This window comes from Ideonella oryzae (assembly GCF_024055665.1).
Taxonomy (GTDB): Bacteria; Pseudomonadota; Gammaproteobacteria; order Burkholderiales; family Burkholderiaceae_C; genus Ideonella; species Ideonella oryzae.
The window spans coordinates 401,497-418,884 of sequence record NZ_JAMXMC010000004.1; the positions used below are offsets into that span (position 1 = coordinate 401,497).

The following is a 17,388-nucleotide window of genomic DNA, read 5'->3' on the forward strand; positions in this document are numbered from 1 at the left end:
TGCAACTATCCCCCGGCACTTTTTTTGAGGGGGAGAAGGATCAGGACGCTGTGTTTTTGATTTTTTTGCCAGCCAGGAGGTTGCCCCATGCCTTTTCAAAGGCCTTCCGCTCAGCCTGGACGTCGCCAAGAAGGCGCTTCCATTTCGGACTGCTTCTCAACCGCTCCCAGGCAGCCTGCTTGGCCCCACCCTTGCCCGGCCCATACGGTGGCAGCTCCAAGGGGTTGTGGCCGAGTTCCTCCAGCGTCTGCAGGATCAGCTCGCCCCTCTGCTCGATGACGGTCGCGGTGCCCTTGGGCCTCTTGTCACAGCCCCCAGAGAACATCTCTCGCACCATGCGATTGAGCCAGTCGATTTCCTCGTCTTCCGACCGTCGCCTGTCCGCCTGCATCTGCTCTGTCGGGGTCGAATCTGCATCGGATCGATCCAGGTCGCGCCAACGGGTTGATGCCATTGGTCCAAGGGCATCGAATGCCTGTTCCAGCAGAGCTGTGGCCTCTTCGACCGCACAGCGGCAAACGGAGTCCTCCACAGAGGTGAGCAGATCCAGCAGGTAATGCGCAGCTGAGGGTGGATCTGGGAATGAAGCCGAGATAGCTGGATGCAGTAGAAAGGCCGCCAGCTTTCGTCCGTCGAATGGGATCGGCAGCAATGGAGCCTCTCGCGGGTCAGCCTGCTTCAGCTCACACTGAGGACCCCAACGCCACACTGGCGAGAACCACAGCGTCGCCTCAAGATCTGGCGCGAGATGAACGCCCGTGTCTTCACGGAACACCATCAAGCCGGGCTCTCCCAGGAGGGGGAGCAACTCCCAAATTCGCCGGGCCGTGGCCGCGCCGTAGGTTCTGCTGCTATCGATCAAAGCGCGCTCCTGCTGCGCAATCCTGAAGAGGGTGCCCCGGCAGGAGGATCAGGAGCCCTCTCTTCGGTTCGCGGGCCTATCGGGGGCATAACTTGGGCGATCAGTCGAGGTCGATGGTGGGGTCCAGGTACTCCATGGCGTGATCCATGGCCCGCATGATGCCTGCCGCCTCGCTCAGGCTCTCAAACACCAGCCCACCACGCTCCGGAATCGATCCGGCCGCGAGGCGCAAGACGCTGATGGCTTGGCACCAGGCCTGCTGGAACTCAAGCCGCCCCGGCCTCGGCTCGGATTGGAGCCTGGCCACGGTCTGAGACACCCCCGCAAGCGCGTGACGAACGTCGTACCGCCAGGGACCGCTGTCGGCCTTGCTGATCAGGTCAGCGCACGTTGCCAGGTGCCCCTCGATCAGCGAGCACGCAAGGGACATCACTTGCTCCACAGACGGCAGGGTGATCTCCGATGGCTTGATGTTGGACTTCTTGTTCATGCTGAAACTCCTTGAGTTGAGGTTGTGCCGCGCGCGGCGTGACCGCGCCGATGCGGGATGGTCATGTTCTCTGCCATGCGGGCGGCCAGCAGCATCGCGTTGGCCTGCTGGGCCAGGTTGGACAGGCTGAAGAGCAGCTTCGACAAGCTGCGCCCGTCCAGGAAGGCGCCAGTCACCGGGACGCTTCCATCCGGGGTCTCGTCGCCGGCAACCTGCACCGCCAGCGCGCTCATCAGGGCCGCCAGGTCTTCCGTCATCGCCACGCCGCCGTCACCACACAGGCGCAGAGCCTGCAGGTCCGCATCCGACAGGTTCTCTTCGGCCCGGTCCAGCAGGCCCGTCAGCAGGTCAGCCAGATCGGCGGTTCTCAGTGGGGGAAAGGTCTTCTTGCTCATGACAAGCCCCCTTGCGCAGGCAGCGCCAGCACCAGCGGCAGCGCCACCAGGCACAGCACGCACCACAGGCCGATGGCCTGATCCTGATCGGCCACCACGCGAGCGGCCACGTGCACCACGCGGCCCAGGGCGGCGCGGATCTTCCTTCGCATCGTCATCTCAGCCCTTTCGGATTCGGTACTGGACCTCGGCCGCATGGGCGGCCATCCACTGCGCATCGGCTTGGCCGTGAGCGGCCTGGGCTTGGGCCTGCAAGGCCCGCAGCACGGCGCCCAGCCGATGGATGCGGCCGGTGTCGCCGGCCTCGGCCTCGCCCACCAGTTCGGTGGCCAAGATGGACAGGCTGAGCACATCACCCACGGCCCGGGTGACACCTTCGAGTGCCGCGGCGTTCATGCGGCCTCCGGTGCACCGCTGGCGCTGGTGGAGGGCTCTGCATCGATCGCGGCGGTCAGCAGCTCATCGGCTTTGATGTGCACACCCTCGATCTGATCCGCCATGGCGCGCACCAAGGAACCCAGGTGGTGGGCGTTGATGGTGCTGCCGGCCTCAACCTCCCGGACGAGGCCCGTTGCCATCACCGACAGGCTGACCAGATCACTGATGGCCAGGTTCAGGCTCTGGAGTTGTCCGGTGCTCATGCTGTCTCCTCCCCGGTGGAGCTCGTCTTGCGGGCGGACTCGGCGGAATAGGCGGCCAGGTCGATGGCCTGCGCCAGCGCGCGGGCCTGGACCACCGTGAGGCGGCTGATTCGCTCGCCGTCGGCATCCTGCAGCGCGATGGAAACCGGCGTCGGATCGCCAGCCTGGCGCGAGCGGTAGACGCTCAGCATCAGGTCACCGGCCAAGCAGACGCCTTGCAAGCGACGGGTGCGGGTGGACGCGGGAACGCGGTGGAAGGGGCGCGATGTGGCGCCTGGGGTGGGAATGGGCGCAGCGGCGCCCAGGGGGTTACCAGCCATGGTGTTTGTTGGCTCCTGTGTTGCGGTCATCAGCAACCGCACCCCCCGCTTCCAAACGGGGGTGGCGGCCCAAGACGGGCGTTGGAAGACCGGAACACAGGGACCGGCGCACACAAAGGTGCCACCCGTCCGGGCCGCCGTAGAAAACCGGGGCACCAGACGTTGACGCGCAAAGAAAAAGCCGCACTTGAGGCGGCCGCGCGCCTGTGTTTTCCAGGCTTCCACACCTGCCGACTTTCGTCGGTGGCCACTGCATGTGCAGCGGTTGAGGGCAGTGTGCCCGAACCACACACAGGAGAGCAAGCCCCCCGGGGTCCTCCAGAGTAAGGGCGCGACGGGAAGGTCAGGTTTGGACAGGTCCGGACGTCAAGTTTTGACAGGCTCCAGAGCCACGGCAGACCCGCCAAGATCGGTGCGTCCAGCGCCAGCCGGTTTCAGGTTTTTTCAGGTTTCCCGGGCTGCTGCGGCCAGCGCCAGAGGCGCCGGGACGGGTCCCATTCCTCCAGAGGATGCCGCCAGGATCAGCGCCGCGTCTTTACGGCAAGTTCAGCGGCCCGCATCAGTACGTGCAGATCCGAACCCAGTTGGACCATGGTGTTGCCCGTCTGAATGGCGATGGCCTGGGCCGCCGTGCCGGCCATCAGACTGGACAGCATGCGATCCTCCCGTGGGGTGAGGGTCAAGACTTCGTCGCCAATCTCGATCTTCACCCGGCCGTCGGACAGGATGGTCTTGCTGATGTCGCGGGCCGGCGGGTGCGTCTCCACAGGCACATAGACGCCACGCAATACCCGCTTGAGCTTCTGGTCATCGACCAAGGCCCGCAGCCGGTCATCCACGACCGTCAGCTTCAACCCCGTGAGCCTGGCCACCGTCTCACGGGTGGCGACCTGCTCCAGCGCGTGCAGGTCGACCACGGCGTCATAGACGCGCTGGGTGCTGGTGATCTCCACGGTGGCGGTCATCGCGCGGACTCCCCCTGGCTGGCCATCAAGGTCCCGAGCGTCACAGCGGGCAGCCCTCGGGGCGGCGGTAGCGGTTTGCGCACCAGAGCCGGGGCGATGTTCTGCGCCTGGCGCTGCTGCACGTTCCTGGCGAACCCAGAGACGGTTGGACCCAGACCCAGCAGCGGCACCTTGGACGCCAGGCGGTCCAGAAGGTCCAGGCCTCGCCCGGCCAGGAGCGCGCCGGAGTTGCTGTTGTTCACTGCGGAACCCACCGGCTGAGCTGTGGCGAACTGCGCCACCCGGCCGACGGCTTTGAGCTGGGCCACCTCCTCCTTGCTGAAGAACTGCCCCAGCTTGCGCGGGCCCAGAGCCATCAGCGCCCGGTTGTAGCCGCTGGCGCTGAACTTCCCCGTCTCGTCAGCCGCGGCGCCGATGGCGGCCGTCTTCAGGTGCGCGGCGATGCTCCCCCGCACGGCCTGCAGGGACTGCGGATCGCTGCGGCGCAACTCGCTGGCCAGGCGCCCGGTGTCCTCCACCTTGGCGCCGCGGCTGATGACGTAGCGCTGCACGAAGTCATCCGGCGCAGCGGTGCCTTCGTACACCGCCTTGAGGCCCGGGATGGCCTCCACGCGCTGCATCATGTCCCGGTTCGCCAGCCGGGCCCGGTTGAAGGCCTCCACGGCTTGCTCGCCGGCCTGAACCCCGGCCGCAGGACTGCCCTGGCCGAGTCCGAGCACGGGGGTCTCGTCCAGCGCCTGCCGCACCAGCCCCAGGGCCATGCGGGTCTGCCCGTCACTGCTGGCCCGCTGCAGCTGGCCCATGGCGGTCTTGAGCTGCTCCGCGTAGTCGACTGTGAAGGGGACCTCGCCTGCGGCAATGCGGTTCAGGTGCTGCCCCACCGAAGGCGGTAGCGCGCTGCCCAGCAGTGCCTCATCCAACAGGCTGTTGGCCCGACTGGTGAAGGCGCTCCCGTCCAGCGGGAAGCTCCGGCCAGCGCTGTCTCGGGCCTGGCTGTACAGCACGCCAACGGCGGCCCGGTCGGCATCCAGGCCGCGCTGCAGCGTGTCGATCGCCTGGGTGCCGACCGCATGGGCATCGCCTGCGCCCCCCGCCCCCAGACGGTTCAGGCTGTCGATCAAGGCGGCGTTGTTCTCGTTCTGCACGCGGGCCAGGCCATGCAGCCCGGTGTCGCTGGCGTTCGCCCCCATGCGGGCCAGGTTCTGCTCGCGGGTGATCTGCACCGGATCCAGGCTCAGCATGCCCCGGGTGGGCGTGGCGCCGACACGCTGGAAGTCCAGCAGCCGAGAGACTGCCCCGGGGTCCAGGGTTTGGCCTGTGCCCAGCGCCTGCTCCACCTCGGCGCGCAGTCCCTGCCGCAGCGACTCGGGGACCTCGGCCCAGTTCACGCCCGCCTGGTCCAGGGCCTGCCCGATCTGCTGCTCCATCCGCTGTGTGCGGGCAGGCAGGAGCACGCTGGCCGAGCGAACGCCGGAGCGGGCCGCCTGCATCAGACCCCCCAAGGTCAAGCCGCCGGCAAGACCCGCGCCCAGTTGCATGGCGTCATTGCCGCCAGCCTCCCGGGAGACGCCAGCGCCAGCACCGGTACCGACAGCGCCCACCATCTGCTCGGCGGGGTTGGCGGCCAGGGTCTGTGCCGCGGACTGCAGCATCCCGGGCTTGGCCAGTTGAGCCACCTTCCCCGCCGCGCCGGCCATGCCCGCGCCTCCGGCCAGGAATCGGGTGGCATCGCCCACCACCCGTTCCGTGGCGTCTTGAGGCTTGGGCAGACCGATCGCATCGGCCAGCTCGGTAGCTGTCTGGCCCAGGGGCCGCCCCTCCTGCGCACCCAGGGCACGCATGGCGGGATCGGTCACCAGCTTGCGGATGGGTTCTGTGACAACCTCGGCGGCCTGGCCCAGACCTTCCAGGCCGTAGCGGGCTGTCAGGCCCACCTGGCGCCCCAGCTCTTTGCCGGCACCCACCAGCTGCTGAGCCAGACCCGGCTCGGGCTTCTGGGCCGCCTCGGGCGTTGAGGCACTCGGCCCCTGCGCAGGGGCTGCATCCCATGTCACGTGCGCCGGGTCGATGGACGTCGCCTGCGCCCGGGCGGGCTGATCCCAGGTCACGGAGGAGGGATCGATGCCCGGCGCGGATGGTGTGGATTGGTCAGTCGGCATAGCTGATGCTCCCATCGCTGTACTGGACGACCTTTCGGCCGTTGTGGGTGCCGGTGCGGGTCACCGCGCGCTGCTGTAGCGGCGCCTGTTGCTGGGCCTGTTGCCCGCCGGCAGCGCTGGCCGCCTGATCGGCCGCAGATACCACCTGGCCAACTCGGTTCTGATGGTCGGGCACCTCGGCCAACATGCCCTGCGTGGCCAGCTCGCGATTGCGCCGCTTTTGCACGATCACCTCCGAGCTGTCCCCGGGCTGGGGGAAGTACTGCCGGCGGGCGTTTTGGAACTCGGACTCGCTGATGGCGGCCCCCGACTCCCGGCGCAGCACCGCGTTCACGAAGTCCCGCTGGGCCTGCTCCACCTGCTGCTGCTGTGGTGTCTGGGTCCAGTTGGCCGCCACCCCGGCACCCACGGAATCCGCCATGCGCTTGAGCTTGAGATAGCCCGGTTGTTCAACGCCTGCCGCAGCCAGAGCATCCAGGGCTTTGCCGGACTCGAGCATGCGGGTGCCGAACTGCAGGGCCTTGGCCTGGGTGTCGGTCAGGTTGTTGCGACCCTTGGGGGTGTTGGGGTCTGCTGGGCCGCCCGGGATGAACTCCAGCCCCGTGCCGTCGGCCTTGACGCGGTAACCGCTCGGGACACCAGCGCCAGCAGCGCGAGTGGCATCGATGCCCAGCCGGGCCCTCTCGATGGCCACTTGGTCGGCCTGCTGCTGAACGGCCCGCTGCTCACGGGCGGCGGCCAGCTGCAGCTGAAGAAGCGACCGCCCGTCTTCGCCTGCCTGCTGCATCCCTTCGCGCTGGGTGGCTCCGCTCTCGTGCATGGCGGCCTCCTGCGCGCTCATCGCGCCGCGCTGGCGGGCGGACTCCTGCGCCAGCGCAGCCTGATAGGCCTGCACTTCCGGGTTGTTCTCAGCGCCGGGCCCGCCCCACTTGCGGGTGTTCAGGATGGAGCTGGCCGCGGTGGCTGCGTTCTCCAGGTCCTTCTGGCGGCGCCAGTCGGAACCGATGCCCACGGCGCCCCCGGGCGCGGAGAATCCCACCGGTCCGGCCGGCTGGCTGGTCTGCAGCGCCGCGGCGGGCGCACCAGAAGAGCGGGCGGCGAGGTTGGTGGCCGCCGCCTGGCTCTGGGGTGTCGGCAGACCGCGCGGCGCGGCGCCGTCGATCGCCGCCTGGGTGCTGTCGCCGTAGCTGTTGCCCGCCCGGTAGACGCCAGGCAGGCCACGCACCTGGGTTGCCCCATCCTGGACAGGTGCATCAAGGCGCCGCGGGTCGTTGGGGTTGGTCCCTCGGCCCGGCATCGTCTGAACACCGATGCTGGCGCTGGTGGTGGGCGAAGGGGCTGATGGCGCCGCGCCCTGAGCCCCCAGGTTGCTGGCCGCATGCAGGCCATCCCCGGGACCGACTGAGGGTGCGCCCAGAGCGAAGCCACGCACCGAGCGCCCATCGTCCACCAGCCCCCCGTCGGCGAAGAAGTAGCGCGGCTGACCCTTTTCACCTTCACCGACCTCCTCGGCGATGACGCTGGCCATCGGGACGAAGCCGGCGGGCGCCACCGGCATGTGGGTGGCGTTCTTGATCTGGTCCAGGGCCTGCACTCCGATCGCATACACCTGCTCGGGCGGCATCTTGAACTCGCCGGCGCTCAAGGCCACCGGCACCTTGCCGCGCCCCATGGCTGACAGCGTGGGCTCCCCCACGGCGGCCGTGCTGTCGGCGGGCATGATGTAAGAGCCGTTGGGGACCTCGTCCTCCACATCATCGGACGTCCCCGTCCCAGGGCCTTGCACCAAGCCTCCATTGGCGAAGCCGCAGGTCGGGCATGCGCTGGCGCGCGGCTTCATGGGCGAGGTCTTGGCGCGCCGCGCCGGTTGAAAGCCTCGGATCGTTTCAGCTGCCATGACCTGAGGTCTCCTCTGTGACAGTGGTGACAGTGCCCCGCTTGCCTTCGAAGTAGGCATCCAGCTCCGACCGCTTGAACAACACCACCCGACTCCCCAGCCTGATGGGGCGCGGGAACGTGGGATCGTCTTTCATGCGGCGGCCAAGCGTGCGCCGGCTCAGCGAGTAGCGCGTGGCCGCCGCAGCCGGCCTGATCAGTTCGGGGTCCATGTCCACAACTGTCGCGACGTGGCCCGATCTGGCTAAACCCTATGCACGGCGGCCGTTCAACAGCGCCAGCACCGGCCCTCCCTGAAGCGTTCCGGCTTCAGCCGCAGTTGCCGGCTTCAGGCTTGCGAAAGGACAATGCAGGGCATCCCCGGCATCGCTGCGGGCGTTGGACAGCTGGGCGCCGATGGCGTCGGAATCTGTCGTGCCGGGGTGCTCTTGATCGGGTTTTGAGCCTGGCCCTGAGCCTGGCCCGCGCCATGGCTGGCGGCATCTGGACCGCCGCCGGCGCCAGCGTGGCGCCGTAGGTGCCCTGTTCTCCGATCCCCCCTTGGGGGCCTCGACAGGTCCCGATGCGGAAATTCCCGCATCGGTGATTTCAGCGACCAGCGCCTGGGTCTGCTTGTTGCGGACCCAGGCGCCGGGGCCGATGGCTGGGATGGCCGCCGCTGGCCCGGTGCAGATCATTCAGGCGACGCAGACATGCCCCCAAGTCTGGGGGCATCTTCCCAAGGGCTTCCAGCTGTTCCCAGCGAGCTTCTTGTGGCCGCTCAGCCTGCTCGGCCGCCAGACGCAGAGCCTGGGCCATCGTGGTGGGCACCATCGGCGCGGCCGGCCCCTGCATGGCGTCATAGGCCCGGATCACCTTCAGGTGAAAGGCAGGGCTGATCCACATGGCATAGGCGTAGACCAGTTCCTTCATGACGCAGGTTCCGCCGGCCGCTCCCTCGCGGGTAAAGACTGCCGACGAACCCTGCAAATCTGCAGAGTTCTCAATCTCATCTGCCAAGGCGCGGGCTTGAGCGCTGCGCAGCCAGAAGACCGGCTGGTGCGGGACTCCCCACAACTGCCGGGATACCGGTAGTTTGGATTTCATCCACCAGGGCGCGGGTCTGGGCCAGGGTGTCCGAGAGCTGTTCATCCACCATTGGTGGACGGACCAACACCTCAACCTCGGTCAGGCGTTCCACGGTGCGCTTCACGCTGTCGTGGCGGCAATGGAGCAGATCGGCAATCTCGCGGCTGCCCATCGTCAGCAGGCCGGCGGCGGGCTAATCTCACCCATAATTGTCCGTAGTAGTCCGCAGTCGTCCAATTGCAGCAGACCCACCGTGGGGGCAACTTTGGGGGCAACTCTGCAGCCCTCTCACCAGTTCCCCTGGGGAGTGAGATTACTGCCGGGCCCCTGGCGCCGCCCCTTCCGGGCCGATGCCGCGCGTGAGTCCTCGCTTACCCGCAAAGCCGCTTGAAAGCGGGCCCCAAGCCCCCCAAATCCCTGCAACTTTCCGGCCATATCCGGCTCTGAAGGTAGGTGGTCAGTTCTATACTGCTGGCCTGCGTGCATAGAAAGCGGGACGTCACACATGGGTGCCAAGTTGAAGATGGTGGGTCTGCTCACGATGGGAGCAGTGGCCGGCGCGCTGACCACCATCCAGTTCACGGCCGAAGCCCGGAACAGCTACGGCCCCCTGCCGCTCGAAGAGATGCAGCAGTTGGCGGCCGTGTTCGGCATGATCAAGACCGACTATGTCGAGCCGGTCGATGAGAAAAAGCTGATCACCGACGCCATCTCCGGCATGGTCGCCGGGCTGGATCCGCACTCCCAGTATTTCGACAAGAAGTCCTACAAGGAATTCCGCGAAGGCACCTCCGGCCGCTTCGTCGGCGTGGGCATCGAGATCGGCATGGAAGACGGCCTGGTCAAGATCGTCTCCCCGATCGAGGGCTCCCCTGCCTTCCGCGCCGGCCTGAAGTCCGGCGACCTGATCACGAAGATCGACGACACGGCCGTCAAGGGCCTGACCATGGACGAGGCCATCAAGCGCATGCGCGGTGAGCCCAACACCAAGGTCGTGCTAACCATCTTCCGCAAGAACGAGAACCGCAGCTTCCCGGCCACGATCACCCGCGAGGAGATCCACGTCCAGAGCGTGAAGGCCAAGATGATCGAGCCGGGCTACGGCTGGATCCGCATCACCCAGTTCCAGGACCGCACTGTCGACGACTTCGCCCGCAAGCTCGACGAGCTGTTCAAGCAGAACCCGCAGATGAAGGGCTTGGTGCTGGATCTGCGCAACGATCCGGGCGGCCTGCTGGAAAGCGCCGTGGCCGTGGCCGCCACCTTCCTGCCGGCCAATGCCGTGGTGGTGAGCACCAACGGCCAGATCCCCGAATCCAAGGCCACCTTCCGCGCCACGCCGGACGACTACCTGCGCCGTGGCGGCAGCGACCCGCTCAAGAAGCTGCCGGCCGCGCTGAAGTCGGTGCCCATGGTGGTGCTGGTCAACGAAGGCTCGGCCTCGGCCAGCGAAATCGTCGCCGGCGCCCTGCAGGACCAGAAGCGCGCCACGCTGATGGGCGCCCAGACCTTTGGCAAGGGCTCGGTGCAAACGGTGCGCCCGCTCTCGGCCGAAACCGCGCTGAAGATCACCACCGCCCGCTACTACACCCCCAGCGGTCGCTCCATCCAGGCCAAGGGCATCGTGCCCGACGTGTGGCTCGACGAGACCGCCGAGGGCAATGTCTTCGCCGCCCTGCGCACCCGCGAGGCCGACCTCGACAAGCACCTGGCCAATGGCCCTGAAGCCAAGGAAGATGCCGATCGCGAGAAGGCCCGCGAGGAAGCCCGCCAGAAGCTCGAAGAGCAGCTGGCCAAGGACAAGAACTCGGTCAAGCCCCTGCCGGAGTTCGGCAGCACCGACGACTTCCAGCTGACCCAGGCGCTCAACCAGCTCCAGGGCAAGCCGGTGATGGTCAGCAAGAACATGTCCGAGCGCAAGGCCGACGCCAGCACGGTGCACTGACCCCTCCCGGCACCACGGCCGCCCCCGCGTGACCGACGACGACCTGCTGCGCTATTCGCGGCACATCCTGCTCGATGACATCGGCATCGAGGGCCAGGATCGGCTCCTGTCCGGTCATGCCCTGGTCATCGGTGCCGGCGGCCTGGGCTCCCCTGTGGCGCTCTATCTGGGCAGCGCCGGCGTGGGTCGCATCACCCTGGTCGACCCCGACACGGTGGACCTGACCAATCTGCAGCGTCAGATAGCCCACAGCCAGGACCGCATCGGCCAACCCAAGGTGGCTTCGGCCGCCACCGCCATCCAGGCGCTCAACCCCGGGGCACGGGTCGACGCACTGGTGCAGCGGGCCGATGCCGCCCTGCTCGACCAGTGGGTGCCCCAAGCCGACGTGGTGCTCGACTGCAGCGACAACTTCGCCACCCGGCAGCTGGTCAACGCCGCCTGCGTGCGCCACCAGCGCCCGCTGGTGAGCGGCGCGGCCATCGGCTTCGACGGCCAGGTGAGCGTCTACGACTGCCGCCAGCCCGAGGCCCCCTGCTACGCCTGCCTGTTCCCGCCCGACGCCGCGGTGGAAGAGGTGCGCTGCGCCACGATGGGCGTGTTCGCGCCCCTGGTGGGCATCATCGGCGCCACCCAGGCTGCCGAGGCCCTGAAGCTGCTGGCGGGTGTCGGCACGTCACTGGCCGGCCGCCTGCAGATGCTTGACGCCCGCCGCATGCGCTGGGACGAGATCCGCATTCCCCGCCAACCGGGCTGCCCGGTGTGTGGCGCCGTCCACTGAATCCACCTTCCACGCTGTCCACCATGGCCCCCAGACTGACTGATCCCCGCTTCCCGTCGGCCGAAGAGGAAGCCGCGCTGCAGAAGACACCCTCGCCCTACAGTGGCCCGGAGAGCAGCTACCAGCTGGCCTTCACCGACCACGACTTCCTGCTGCGGCGCGACCTGCGCCCGGTGCGCATGCAGCTGGAACTGCTCAAGCCCGAGCTGGTCCAGCAGGAACAGGGGGTGCAGAGCACCATCGTCATCTTCGGCAGCGCCCGCATCCCCTCGCCCGAGCAGGCCCAGGCCCAGCTCGAGCAGGCCCGCGCCGGCGGTAACGAGCAGGCGGTACGCCAGGCCGAGACCCGCCACCGCATGAGCGGCTTCTACGAAGAAGCGCGGCGTTTTGCGGCCCTGGTGACCGAGCGCTCGCGCGAGCTGACCACGCCGATCTACGTCTGCACCGGCGGTGGCCCCGGCATCATGGAGGCCGGCAACCGCGGTGCCCACGAGGTGGGCGGCAAGAGCGTGGGGCTGAACATCGTGCTGCCGCACGAGCAGGAGCCCAACCCCTACATCACGCCGGAGCTGTGCTTCCAGTTCCACTACTTCGCGCTGCGCAAGATGCACTTCCTGATGCGGTCGGTGGCGCTGGCCTGCTTCCCCGGCGGCTTCGGCACGCTGGACGAGCTGTTCGAAACCCTCACGCTCACGCAGACCGGCAAGAGCCGGCGGCGCCCCATCCTGCTGTTCGGGCGCGAGTTCTGGACCCGGCTGATCGACTTCGACTGGCTGGTCGAATCCGGCATGATCCACGCCGACGACCTGAAGCTCTTCCGCTACGTGGAGACGGCCGAGGAGGCCTGGGATGCGCTGGTGCAGGACTACGGCCTGCAGCTGGACGGCCGCACCCACGTGGAGAGCGGCGGCCGCTGAGCCGCACGGGGCACGAGGCCCTTGGCGTGAGGGGGGTGGGCGAAGCCCCACCTTGGTCAGACCCGGCATGGCAACGCACAATCGCGCCATGCTGAACAAAGTCACCCTCATTGGCGCGCCCACCGACATCGGTGCCGGCGCGCGGGGCGCCAGCATGGGGCCAGAAGCCCTGCGCGTGGCGAACATCGGCCCCATCCTCGAAGGCCATGGTCTGGAAGTGAAGGACCGGGGCAACCTCTCCGGCCCGGCCAACCCCTGGCAGCCCCCCACCGACGGCTACCGCCACCTGCCCGAGGTGGCCGCCTGGAACCGCCTGGTGCACGACGCCGTGTACGAGGAGCTCACGGACGGCCGCATGCCCGTTCTGCTGGGTGGGGACCACTGCCTGGGCCTGGGCTCGATCAGCGCGGTGGCACGCCATTGCCGCGACACCGGCAAGAAGCTGCGCGTGCTGTGGCTGGACGCCCACGCCGACTTCAACACCAGCGCCCTGACCCCCAGCGGCAACATCCACGGGATGCCGGTGGCCTGCCTGTGCGGCTTCGGGCCCCGGGAGCTGATCGAGATCGGCGGCCAGGTGCCCGCCATCAGCCCCAAGTGGGTGCGGCAGATCGGCATCCGCAGCGTGGACCCGGGAGAGAAGCGCTTCGTCCACGAGCAGGGCCTGGAAGTGTTCGACATGCGCTACATCGACGAGATGGGCATGCGCCACGCCATGGAACTGGCCCTGGCCACGCTGGACGCCAACACCCACCTGCACGTGAGCTTCGACGTGGACTTCCTGGACCCCGAGATCGCCCCTGGCGTAGGCACCACGGTGCCCGGCGGCCCGACCTACCGCGAAGCCCAGCTGTGCATGGAAATGATTGCCGACACCGGCCGCATGGGCAGCCTGGACGTGGTGGAACTGAACCCGGCCCTGGACGTGCGCAACAAGACCGCCCAGGTGGCGGTGGACCTCATCGAAAGCCTGTTCGGCAAAAGTACCCTGATGCGGCCCAAGGCCTGACAGAACAGACGCGCTAGCATGGGGTCTTTCAGACTGCGTGCCCAGGGAGGGCCCATGAAGCGTTTCTGCAGTATCTCCATGGCGGTGCTGGCCGCCGCCGTTCTGAGCGCCTGTGGTGGCGGTGGCAGTGAAGATGCCGGCTCCACCACCACCTACGCGACGCAAGCCGCGTGGAACAAGCTCTACAGCACGGGCAGCCATGCCTGGGCGCTCAGCGGCACGACCACCTACCAGCCCACCTCCGGCGGGACCAGCAGCTACGCAACCACCGCCACCCTGGCGCTGAACCCGGCCGCCGACGCGGTCTTCCCGGCCAACAGCGTGAACGCGCACGTGCTGCAAAGTACCACCACCGTCACCCTGGCCGGGTCGACCAGCAGTGCCAGCAACAACTGGTACCTGGATGCCAACCTGCTCTACATGGGCAGCGTGGACAGCGACGGCTACTGCGAAGTGTCCACCCAATCGGCCCTGCCCGTGGCCAACGCCAGGATTGGCAACGGTGGCACGCTGGCGTCCTTCAACACCTATGAAAGTTGCTCGGCCGGCGCCGCGCTGGTGGCCACTGGCAGCGTCGCCTGGAGTCTGGAGTCCAGCGGCGGCCAGGCCTACTTCTGCCTGAACAACCAGATTGGCTATGTCAGCGGCGGCAGCTACACCGAGAAGGACTGCGTCGCCATCGACACCGCCGGCACCATCGGCAGCAAGGCCACCATCACGGCCACCGATGTGTCAACCGACGGCGTGGCCTCCATCAGCCTGAGCAGCAACTGAGTCAGGCGGCCGGCACCGTGCCGGCCCCCAGGATCCACCCTTCCAGGGCATCGGCATCCTCCGGCCAGCCGCCCCGCGGCTGGCCCGCCCCCCAAGCGGCCTGCAGCAGGCACAGCACCGCATCCAGCGTGTCACCGCGCGCATCCTCCACCAGCGCCTCGCGCTGGGCGTGCGACAGCCGCAGGCGCAAGCCCCAGGGCTGACGGCCCTGCTCCAGCGCATCCACCAGATCCTTGCGGGCGATCAGCCGCTCCGGCGTCTGCTTGGCCTTCTCATCGCTCTTGTAGCTGCGCCGGCCCAGCACGGCCCGCGCCAGCAGGCCCGGGTAGGCCTCCAGGGCCAGCCGTTCCGGGTCACCCGCCTCGTGCCCCACCAGGGTGACCCCCGCAGCCCGCAGCAGCGGCACGCCTGCGTGCATCATCCAGGCCACCGGCGGGTTCACCCACTTCATGCTGGGCGAGGCCCCGGCCGGGCCGTCGCACACCCGGTGGGCGAACTTCTGGCCCACCGGCCGCGCCGCACAGAAGGCCGCAAAAGCTGCCTGCAACTCCGGCCGCGGGGTCCGGGCATAGCGGCTCATCGCTTCCGCCCAGTCCAGGGGCCAGCCCCAGGCCTCCAGCAAGGGGCGCGGCAGACCGAAAGGCAGGTCGAAGCCGCCCAGCCAGGGCCCAGGTGCCGCCAGGCGCTCCGCCAGGGCCGGCAGGGCACTGAATTGCTCGATCGCGTCCAACTTCACCACCGCACCCACGCGCCGCCCCCCGGCCAGCACCACCGGCTTCTGACGGCTGGGCGCACTGGAGAAGTCCACCCCCAGCAAGGGCAAGGCCTCGATGGCGCAGGGCAAGGGCGGAAACAGACCGCCGGCCGTGGCAGGGGTGAGGTGCAGACATTCCATGCGGCCATTCTCGCGGCCGCCCCACCGCCCGGCCGGCTTGGGGACAATCGGACCCATGCAGATGTCGAGGACACAGCGCCGCCTGCTGGTGGCGGCGCTCACAGGAATGGTGTTGATCGGGGGAGCCTGGTGGGCCTGGCGGCTGGCCCTGCAGCAATTGCAGGCCCGCCTGGCGCAGGCCCTGGGGCCGCGGGCCCAGGTGCAGGCCATCACAGTAGGCTGGAACGGTGTGACCATCAGCGGCCTGCGCCTGGCCGCCGCGCGGGGCTGGCCGGATGCCGAGGAACTCTCGGCGCGCAGCATCTGGCTGCAGCCGGCACTGGACAGCCTCTGGTCCGGGCCCTGGCGCATCCGTCGCATCGAGGTGGAAGACGGCCACATCAGCCTGCTGCGCAACCGCCAGGGCCAGTTGCGCCTGCTGCCAGGCCTGCTGGACAAGCCGGCCGACCCGACCCGCCACAGTGATCCGAACCAAGGAGCCGGCGCCCGCCCGTCGTCCCGCAAGGCGACCACGCCAGCCTCGACACCCGCTTCCACCGCGCCGCCCGCCGAGACCGGCGACGCCCTGGTGATCGACACCATCACGCTGCAAGGCGTGCAGGTGGACCTGTACGACGACTCCTTCCGCCCCGCCCTGCGCCAGCCCCACCAGGTGCAACTGGCCGATCTGCGCGCCCAGGTCCAAAACCTGCACCTGCCGGCGCTGAACCAGGCGATCGGCCTGGAACTGCAGGCCCAGGTTCGCGGGGGAAGCCAGGGCGCCGGTGCCAAAACCCCTGTGACGCAGGACGGCACGCTGAACCTGCGGGGCGAATTCACCCCGTCCAGCCACGATGCACAGATCCAGGCGCAGGTGCAAGGCGTGGACCTGAGGGTGCTGCAGCCCTATCTGCTCACGGTGAACGCGGGCGGCGTGCGCCAGGGTCGGCTGGACCTGAGCCTGCAAGCCACCGTGAAGGCCAACCACCTGCATGCCCCCGGCACCGTGGCCCTGAAGGGCCTGGAACTGGGCCATGGCAGCGGCTGGTGGGACCGCTTTGGCACCGCCGGTCGCCAGGCCATGCTCAACACCCTGGCCGAAAAGGGCCACATCGAGGTGCATTTCACGCTCGACGGGCGGCTGGACGACCCGAACTTCTCGGTCAACGACAGCCTGGCCCAACGCTTCGCCACCGGTCTGGCCCAGGCCCTGGGCGTGAGCGTGGGCGGTGTGGTGGAAGGCGTGGGGCAGATGATCAAGGGGCTGTTTGGGCGCTGATCAATGCGCAGTCAGCACACTGGGTGCAACCGTGCCCCTTCGCGTCTGCCAAGCAGGCACCTGGATCACCCCAAGTTGGCCTTGACACTTTTGACCCGGCACTATTAATGTCACTCTGCATCATTCAAAGCATATCCCGGCAATCTAGGTCACACGGCTCGTTTCGAGCATCGGCCATAATGAATAAATATCTCTAGCCATCATCCGAGTTCCCGAGTCGCTAACCCTCTTTACGGTCTATCCGTTCTGCAAGTTGCTCCAAGCACAGGGACCAACTGACCAGATCATCTTCGATTTTTCGAAGACAAGTACTGTTGAACCGTTTGGAATGCTTGTTATCGCTAGCGAACTTGAGCGCTTCGTGACAAATCATCCTGAAGCAAAAATCTCTTGTCGCAACTTTGAGCACATGACCTATGCAGGTCACATGGGGTTCTTCAAGTCCTTTGGGCTAGACTTTGGAAGAGAGCCGGGGGAGGCGCAAGGAAGCAGATCCTACATCCCTGTAACACACTTTAGAACTGAAGCTCTTCAAAGGGAAGCTGCAATCACTGGCAGGGACGTCGGTGATGAGGTCGAGTCGCAGAGCAAGAGGTTGGCCGAGACCTTGCTCGGCACAGACCAAGGGGATGTCTTTGAGACATTATCTTATTCAGTTCGCGAGATCATGAGAAATGTGGTCGAGCATGCCAACGTAGATAGGTTCTCTATATGTGCTCAGTATTGGCCAACCAAGGGAAGAGCAGAGGTTGCGATCTTGGATCGAGGAATCGGCCTCAGTGAAAGCCTGAAGGCCAACCCCCACATCGACGCAAGTACGGACAAGAGCGCAATCAACTATGCGCTTATGCCGGCCGTCTCCGGAAAGGCATTCAAGGGAGCTCGTCGCCTAGGGAAGGTCTGCACAACTCGCAACCCGGCGTGGTGGTGCGCCGAGACGATGGGAATGTGATGCTGCAGCTGGCAGATTCGCCTTGGTTTCCATGCCCGCAGGTCCGAACAGGCCTGCGAAC

21 protein-coding genes are annotated in these 17,388 nt (G+C 67.4%); 7 read left to right on the plus strand and 14 right to left on the minus strand.

Annotated elements, in window-relative coordinates; genetic code table 11:
* Positions 1-40: 40 nt before the first annotated feature.
* The 13 genes from M0L44_RS08750 to M0L44_RS08810 form a co-directional block, all read right to left on the minus strand.
* Complete coding sequence (locus tag M0L44_RS08750) at positions 41-781, minus strand: hypothetical protein (RefSeq protein WP_252769261.1); 741 nt, start codon at positions 779-781, stop codon at positions 41-43.
* Positions 782-962: 181 nt separating this feature from the next.
* A complete protein-coding gene (locus M0L44_RS08755; protein ID WP_252769262.1) occupies positions 963-1,352 on the minus strand; it encodes a hypothetical protein in 390 nt (129 codons plus the stop codon).
* Positions 1,349-1,747: a hypothetical protein gene (locus M0L44_RS08760; RefSeq protein ID WP_252769263.1), complete on the minus strand. Its 399-nt coding sequence runs from the start codon at positions 1,745-1,747 to the stop codon at positions 1,349-1,351. The genes M0L44_RS08755 and M0L44_RS08760 overlap by 4 nt, the downstream gene beginning before the upstream one ends.
* Positions 1,744-1,905 carry a hypothetical protein gene (locus M0L44_RS08765; protein ID WP_252769264.1) on the minus strand — a complete coding sequence of 54 codons (162 nt, stop codon included), beginning with the start codon at positions 1,903-1,905 and terminating at the stop codon, positions 1,744-1,746. Before M0L44_RS08765 ends, M0L44_RS08760 begins: the two co-directional genes overlap by 4 nt.
* A gap of 1 nt (position 1,906) precedes the next feature.
* On the minus strand, positions 1,907-2,143 hold the full coding sequence (locus tag M0L44_RS08770; protein ID WP_252769265.1) for a hypothetical protein: 237 nt from the start codon (positions 2,141-2,143) through the stop codon (positions 1,907-1,909).
* Positions 2,140-2,388: a hypothetical protein gene (locus M0L44_RS08775; RefSeq protein WP_252769266.1), complete on the minus strand. Its 249-nt coding sequence runs from the start codon at positions 2,386-2,388 to the stop codon at positions 2,140-2,142. Before M0L44_RS08775 ends, M0L44_RS08770 begins: the two co-directional genes overlap by 4 nt.
* The gene (locus M0L44_RS08780) at positions 2,385-2,708 is read right to left on the minus strand and encodes a hypothetical protein (RefSeq protein ID WP_252769268.1); all 324 of its coding nucleotides are present in this window, start codon (positions 2,706-2,708) and stop codon (positions 2,385-2,387) included. Before M0L44_RS08780 ends, M0L44_RS08775 begins: the two co-directional genes overlap by 4 nt.
* A gap of 521 nt (positions 2,709-3,229) precedes the next feature.
* Positions 3,230-3,673: a hypothetical protein gene (locus tag M0L44_RS08785; protein WP_252769269.1), complete on the minus strand. Its 444-nt coding sequence runs from the start codon at positions 3,671-3,673 to the stop codon at positions 3,230-3,232.
* Entirely contained in the window at positions 3,670-5,832 is a 2,163-nt protein-coding gene (locus M0L44_RS08790; RefSeq protein ID WP_252769271.1) for a hypothetical protein, read from the minus strand. The genes M0L44_RS08785 and M0L44_RS08790 overlap by 4 nt, the downstream gene beginning before the upstream one ends.
* Complete coding sequence (locus M0L44_RS08795) at positions 5,822-7,552, minus strand: hypothetical protein (protein ID WP_252769272.1); 1,731 nt, start codon at positions 7,550-7,552, stop codon at positions 5,822-5,824. Before M0L44_RS08795 ends, M0L44_RS08790 begins: the two co-directional genes overlap by 11 nt.
* A 166-nt stretch (positions 7,553-7,718) precedes the next feature.
* The gene (locus M0L44_RS08800) at positions 7,719-7,940 is read right to left on the minus strand and encodes a helix-turn-helix transcriptional regulator (protein ID WP_252769273.1); all 222 of its coding nucleotides are present in this window, start codon (positions 7,938-7,940) and stop codon (positions 7,719-7,721) included.
* 376 nt (positions 7,941-8,316) lie between these two features.
* A complete protein-coding gene (locus M0L44_RS22185) occupies positions 8,317-8,814 on the minus strand; it encodes a KilA-N domain-containing protein (RefSeq protein ID WP_354004111.1) in 498 nt (165 codons plus the stop codon).
* Complete coding sequence (locus tag M0L44_RS08810; RefSeq protein ID WP_252769312.1) at positions 8,717-8,968, minus strand: Rha family transcriptional regulator; 252 nt, start codon at positions 8,966-8,968, stop codon at positions 8,717-8,719. Before M0L44_RS08810 ends, M0L44_RS22185 begins: the two co-directional genes overlap by 98 nt.
* A 333-nt stretch (positions 8,969-9,301) precedes the next feature.
* On the opposite strand from M0L44_RS08810, the gene M0L44_RS08815 reads away from it, so the two are divergent.
* From M0L44_RS08815 to M0L44_RS08835, 5 genes are all read left to right on the plus strand, one after another.
* Entirely contained in the window at positions 9,302-10,741 is a 1,440-nt protein-coding gene (locus M0L44_RS08815; protein ID WP_252769274.1) for a S41 family peptidase, read from the plus strand.
* 28 nt (positions 10,742-10,769) lie between these two features.
* Complete coding sequence (locus M0L44_RS08820) at positions 10,770-11,522, plus strand: HesA/MoeB/ThiF family protein (RefSeq protein ID WP_252769275.1); 753 nt, start codon at positions 10,770-10,772, stop codon at positions 11,520-11,522.
* 23 nt (positions 11,523-11,545) lie between these two features.
* On the plus strand, positions 11,546-12,439 hold the full coding sequence (locus M0L44_RS08825) for an LOG family protein (protein ID WP_252769277.1): 894 nt from the start codon (positions 11,546-11,548) through the stop codon (positions 12,437-12,439).
* Positions 12,440-12,527: 88 nt separating this feature from the next.
* Positions 12,528-13,448, plus strand: coding sequence for an arginase (rocF, locus tag M0L44_RS08830; RefSeq protein WP_252769279.1), 921 nt, complete (start codon positions 12,528-12,530; stop codon positions 13,446-13,448).
* 54 nt (positions 13,449-13,502) lie between these two features.
* Positions 13,503-14,222, plus strand: coding sequence for a hypothetical protein (locus M0L44_RS08835; RefSeq protein ID WP_252769280.1), 720 nt, complete (start codon positions 13,503-13,505; stop codon positions 14,220-14,222).
* A gap of 1 nt (position 14,223) precedes the next feature.
* Here the strand turns inward: M0L44_RS08835 and M0L44_RS08840 are convergent, their stop codons facing one another.
* The gene (locus M0L44_RS08840) at positions 14,224-15,117 is read right to left on the minus strand and encodes a DUF429 domain-containing protein (protein ID WP_252769281.1); all 894 of its coding nucleotides are present in this window, start codon (positions 15,115-15,117) and stop codon (positions 14,224-14,226) included.
* 55 nt (positions 15,118-15,172) lie between these two features.
* Between M0L44_RS08840 and M0L44_RS08845 the strand changes: the two genes are divergently transcribed.
* Together M0L44_RS08845 and M0L44_RS08850 are read left to right on the plus strand one after the other, a co-directional pair.
* The gene (locus tag M0L44_RS08845; RefSeq protein ID WP_252769282.1) at positions 15,173-16,375 is read left to right on the plus strand and encodes a DUF748 domain-containing protein; all 1,203 of its coding nucleotides are present in this window, start codon (positions 15,173-15,175) and stop codon (positions 16,373-16,375) included.
* 253 nt (positions 16,376-16,628) lie between these two features.
* Entirely contained in the window at positions 16,629-17,327 is a 699-nt protein-coding gene (locus M0L44_RS08850) for a hypothetical protein (protein ID WP_252769283.1), read from the plus strand.
* Positions 17,328-17,388: the final 61 nt, after the last annotated feature.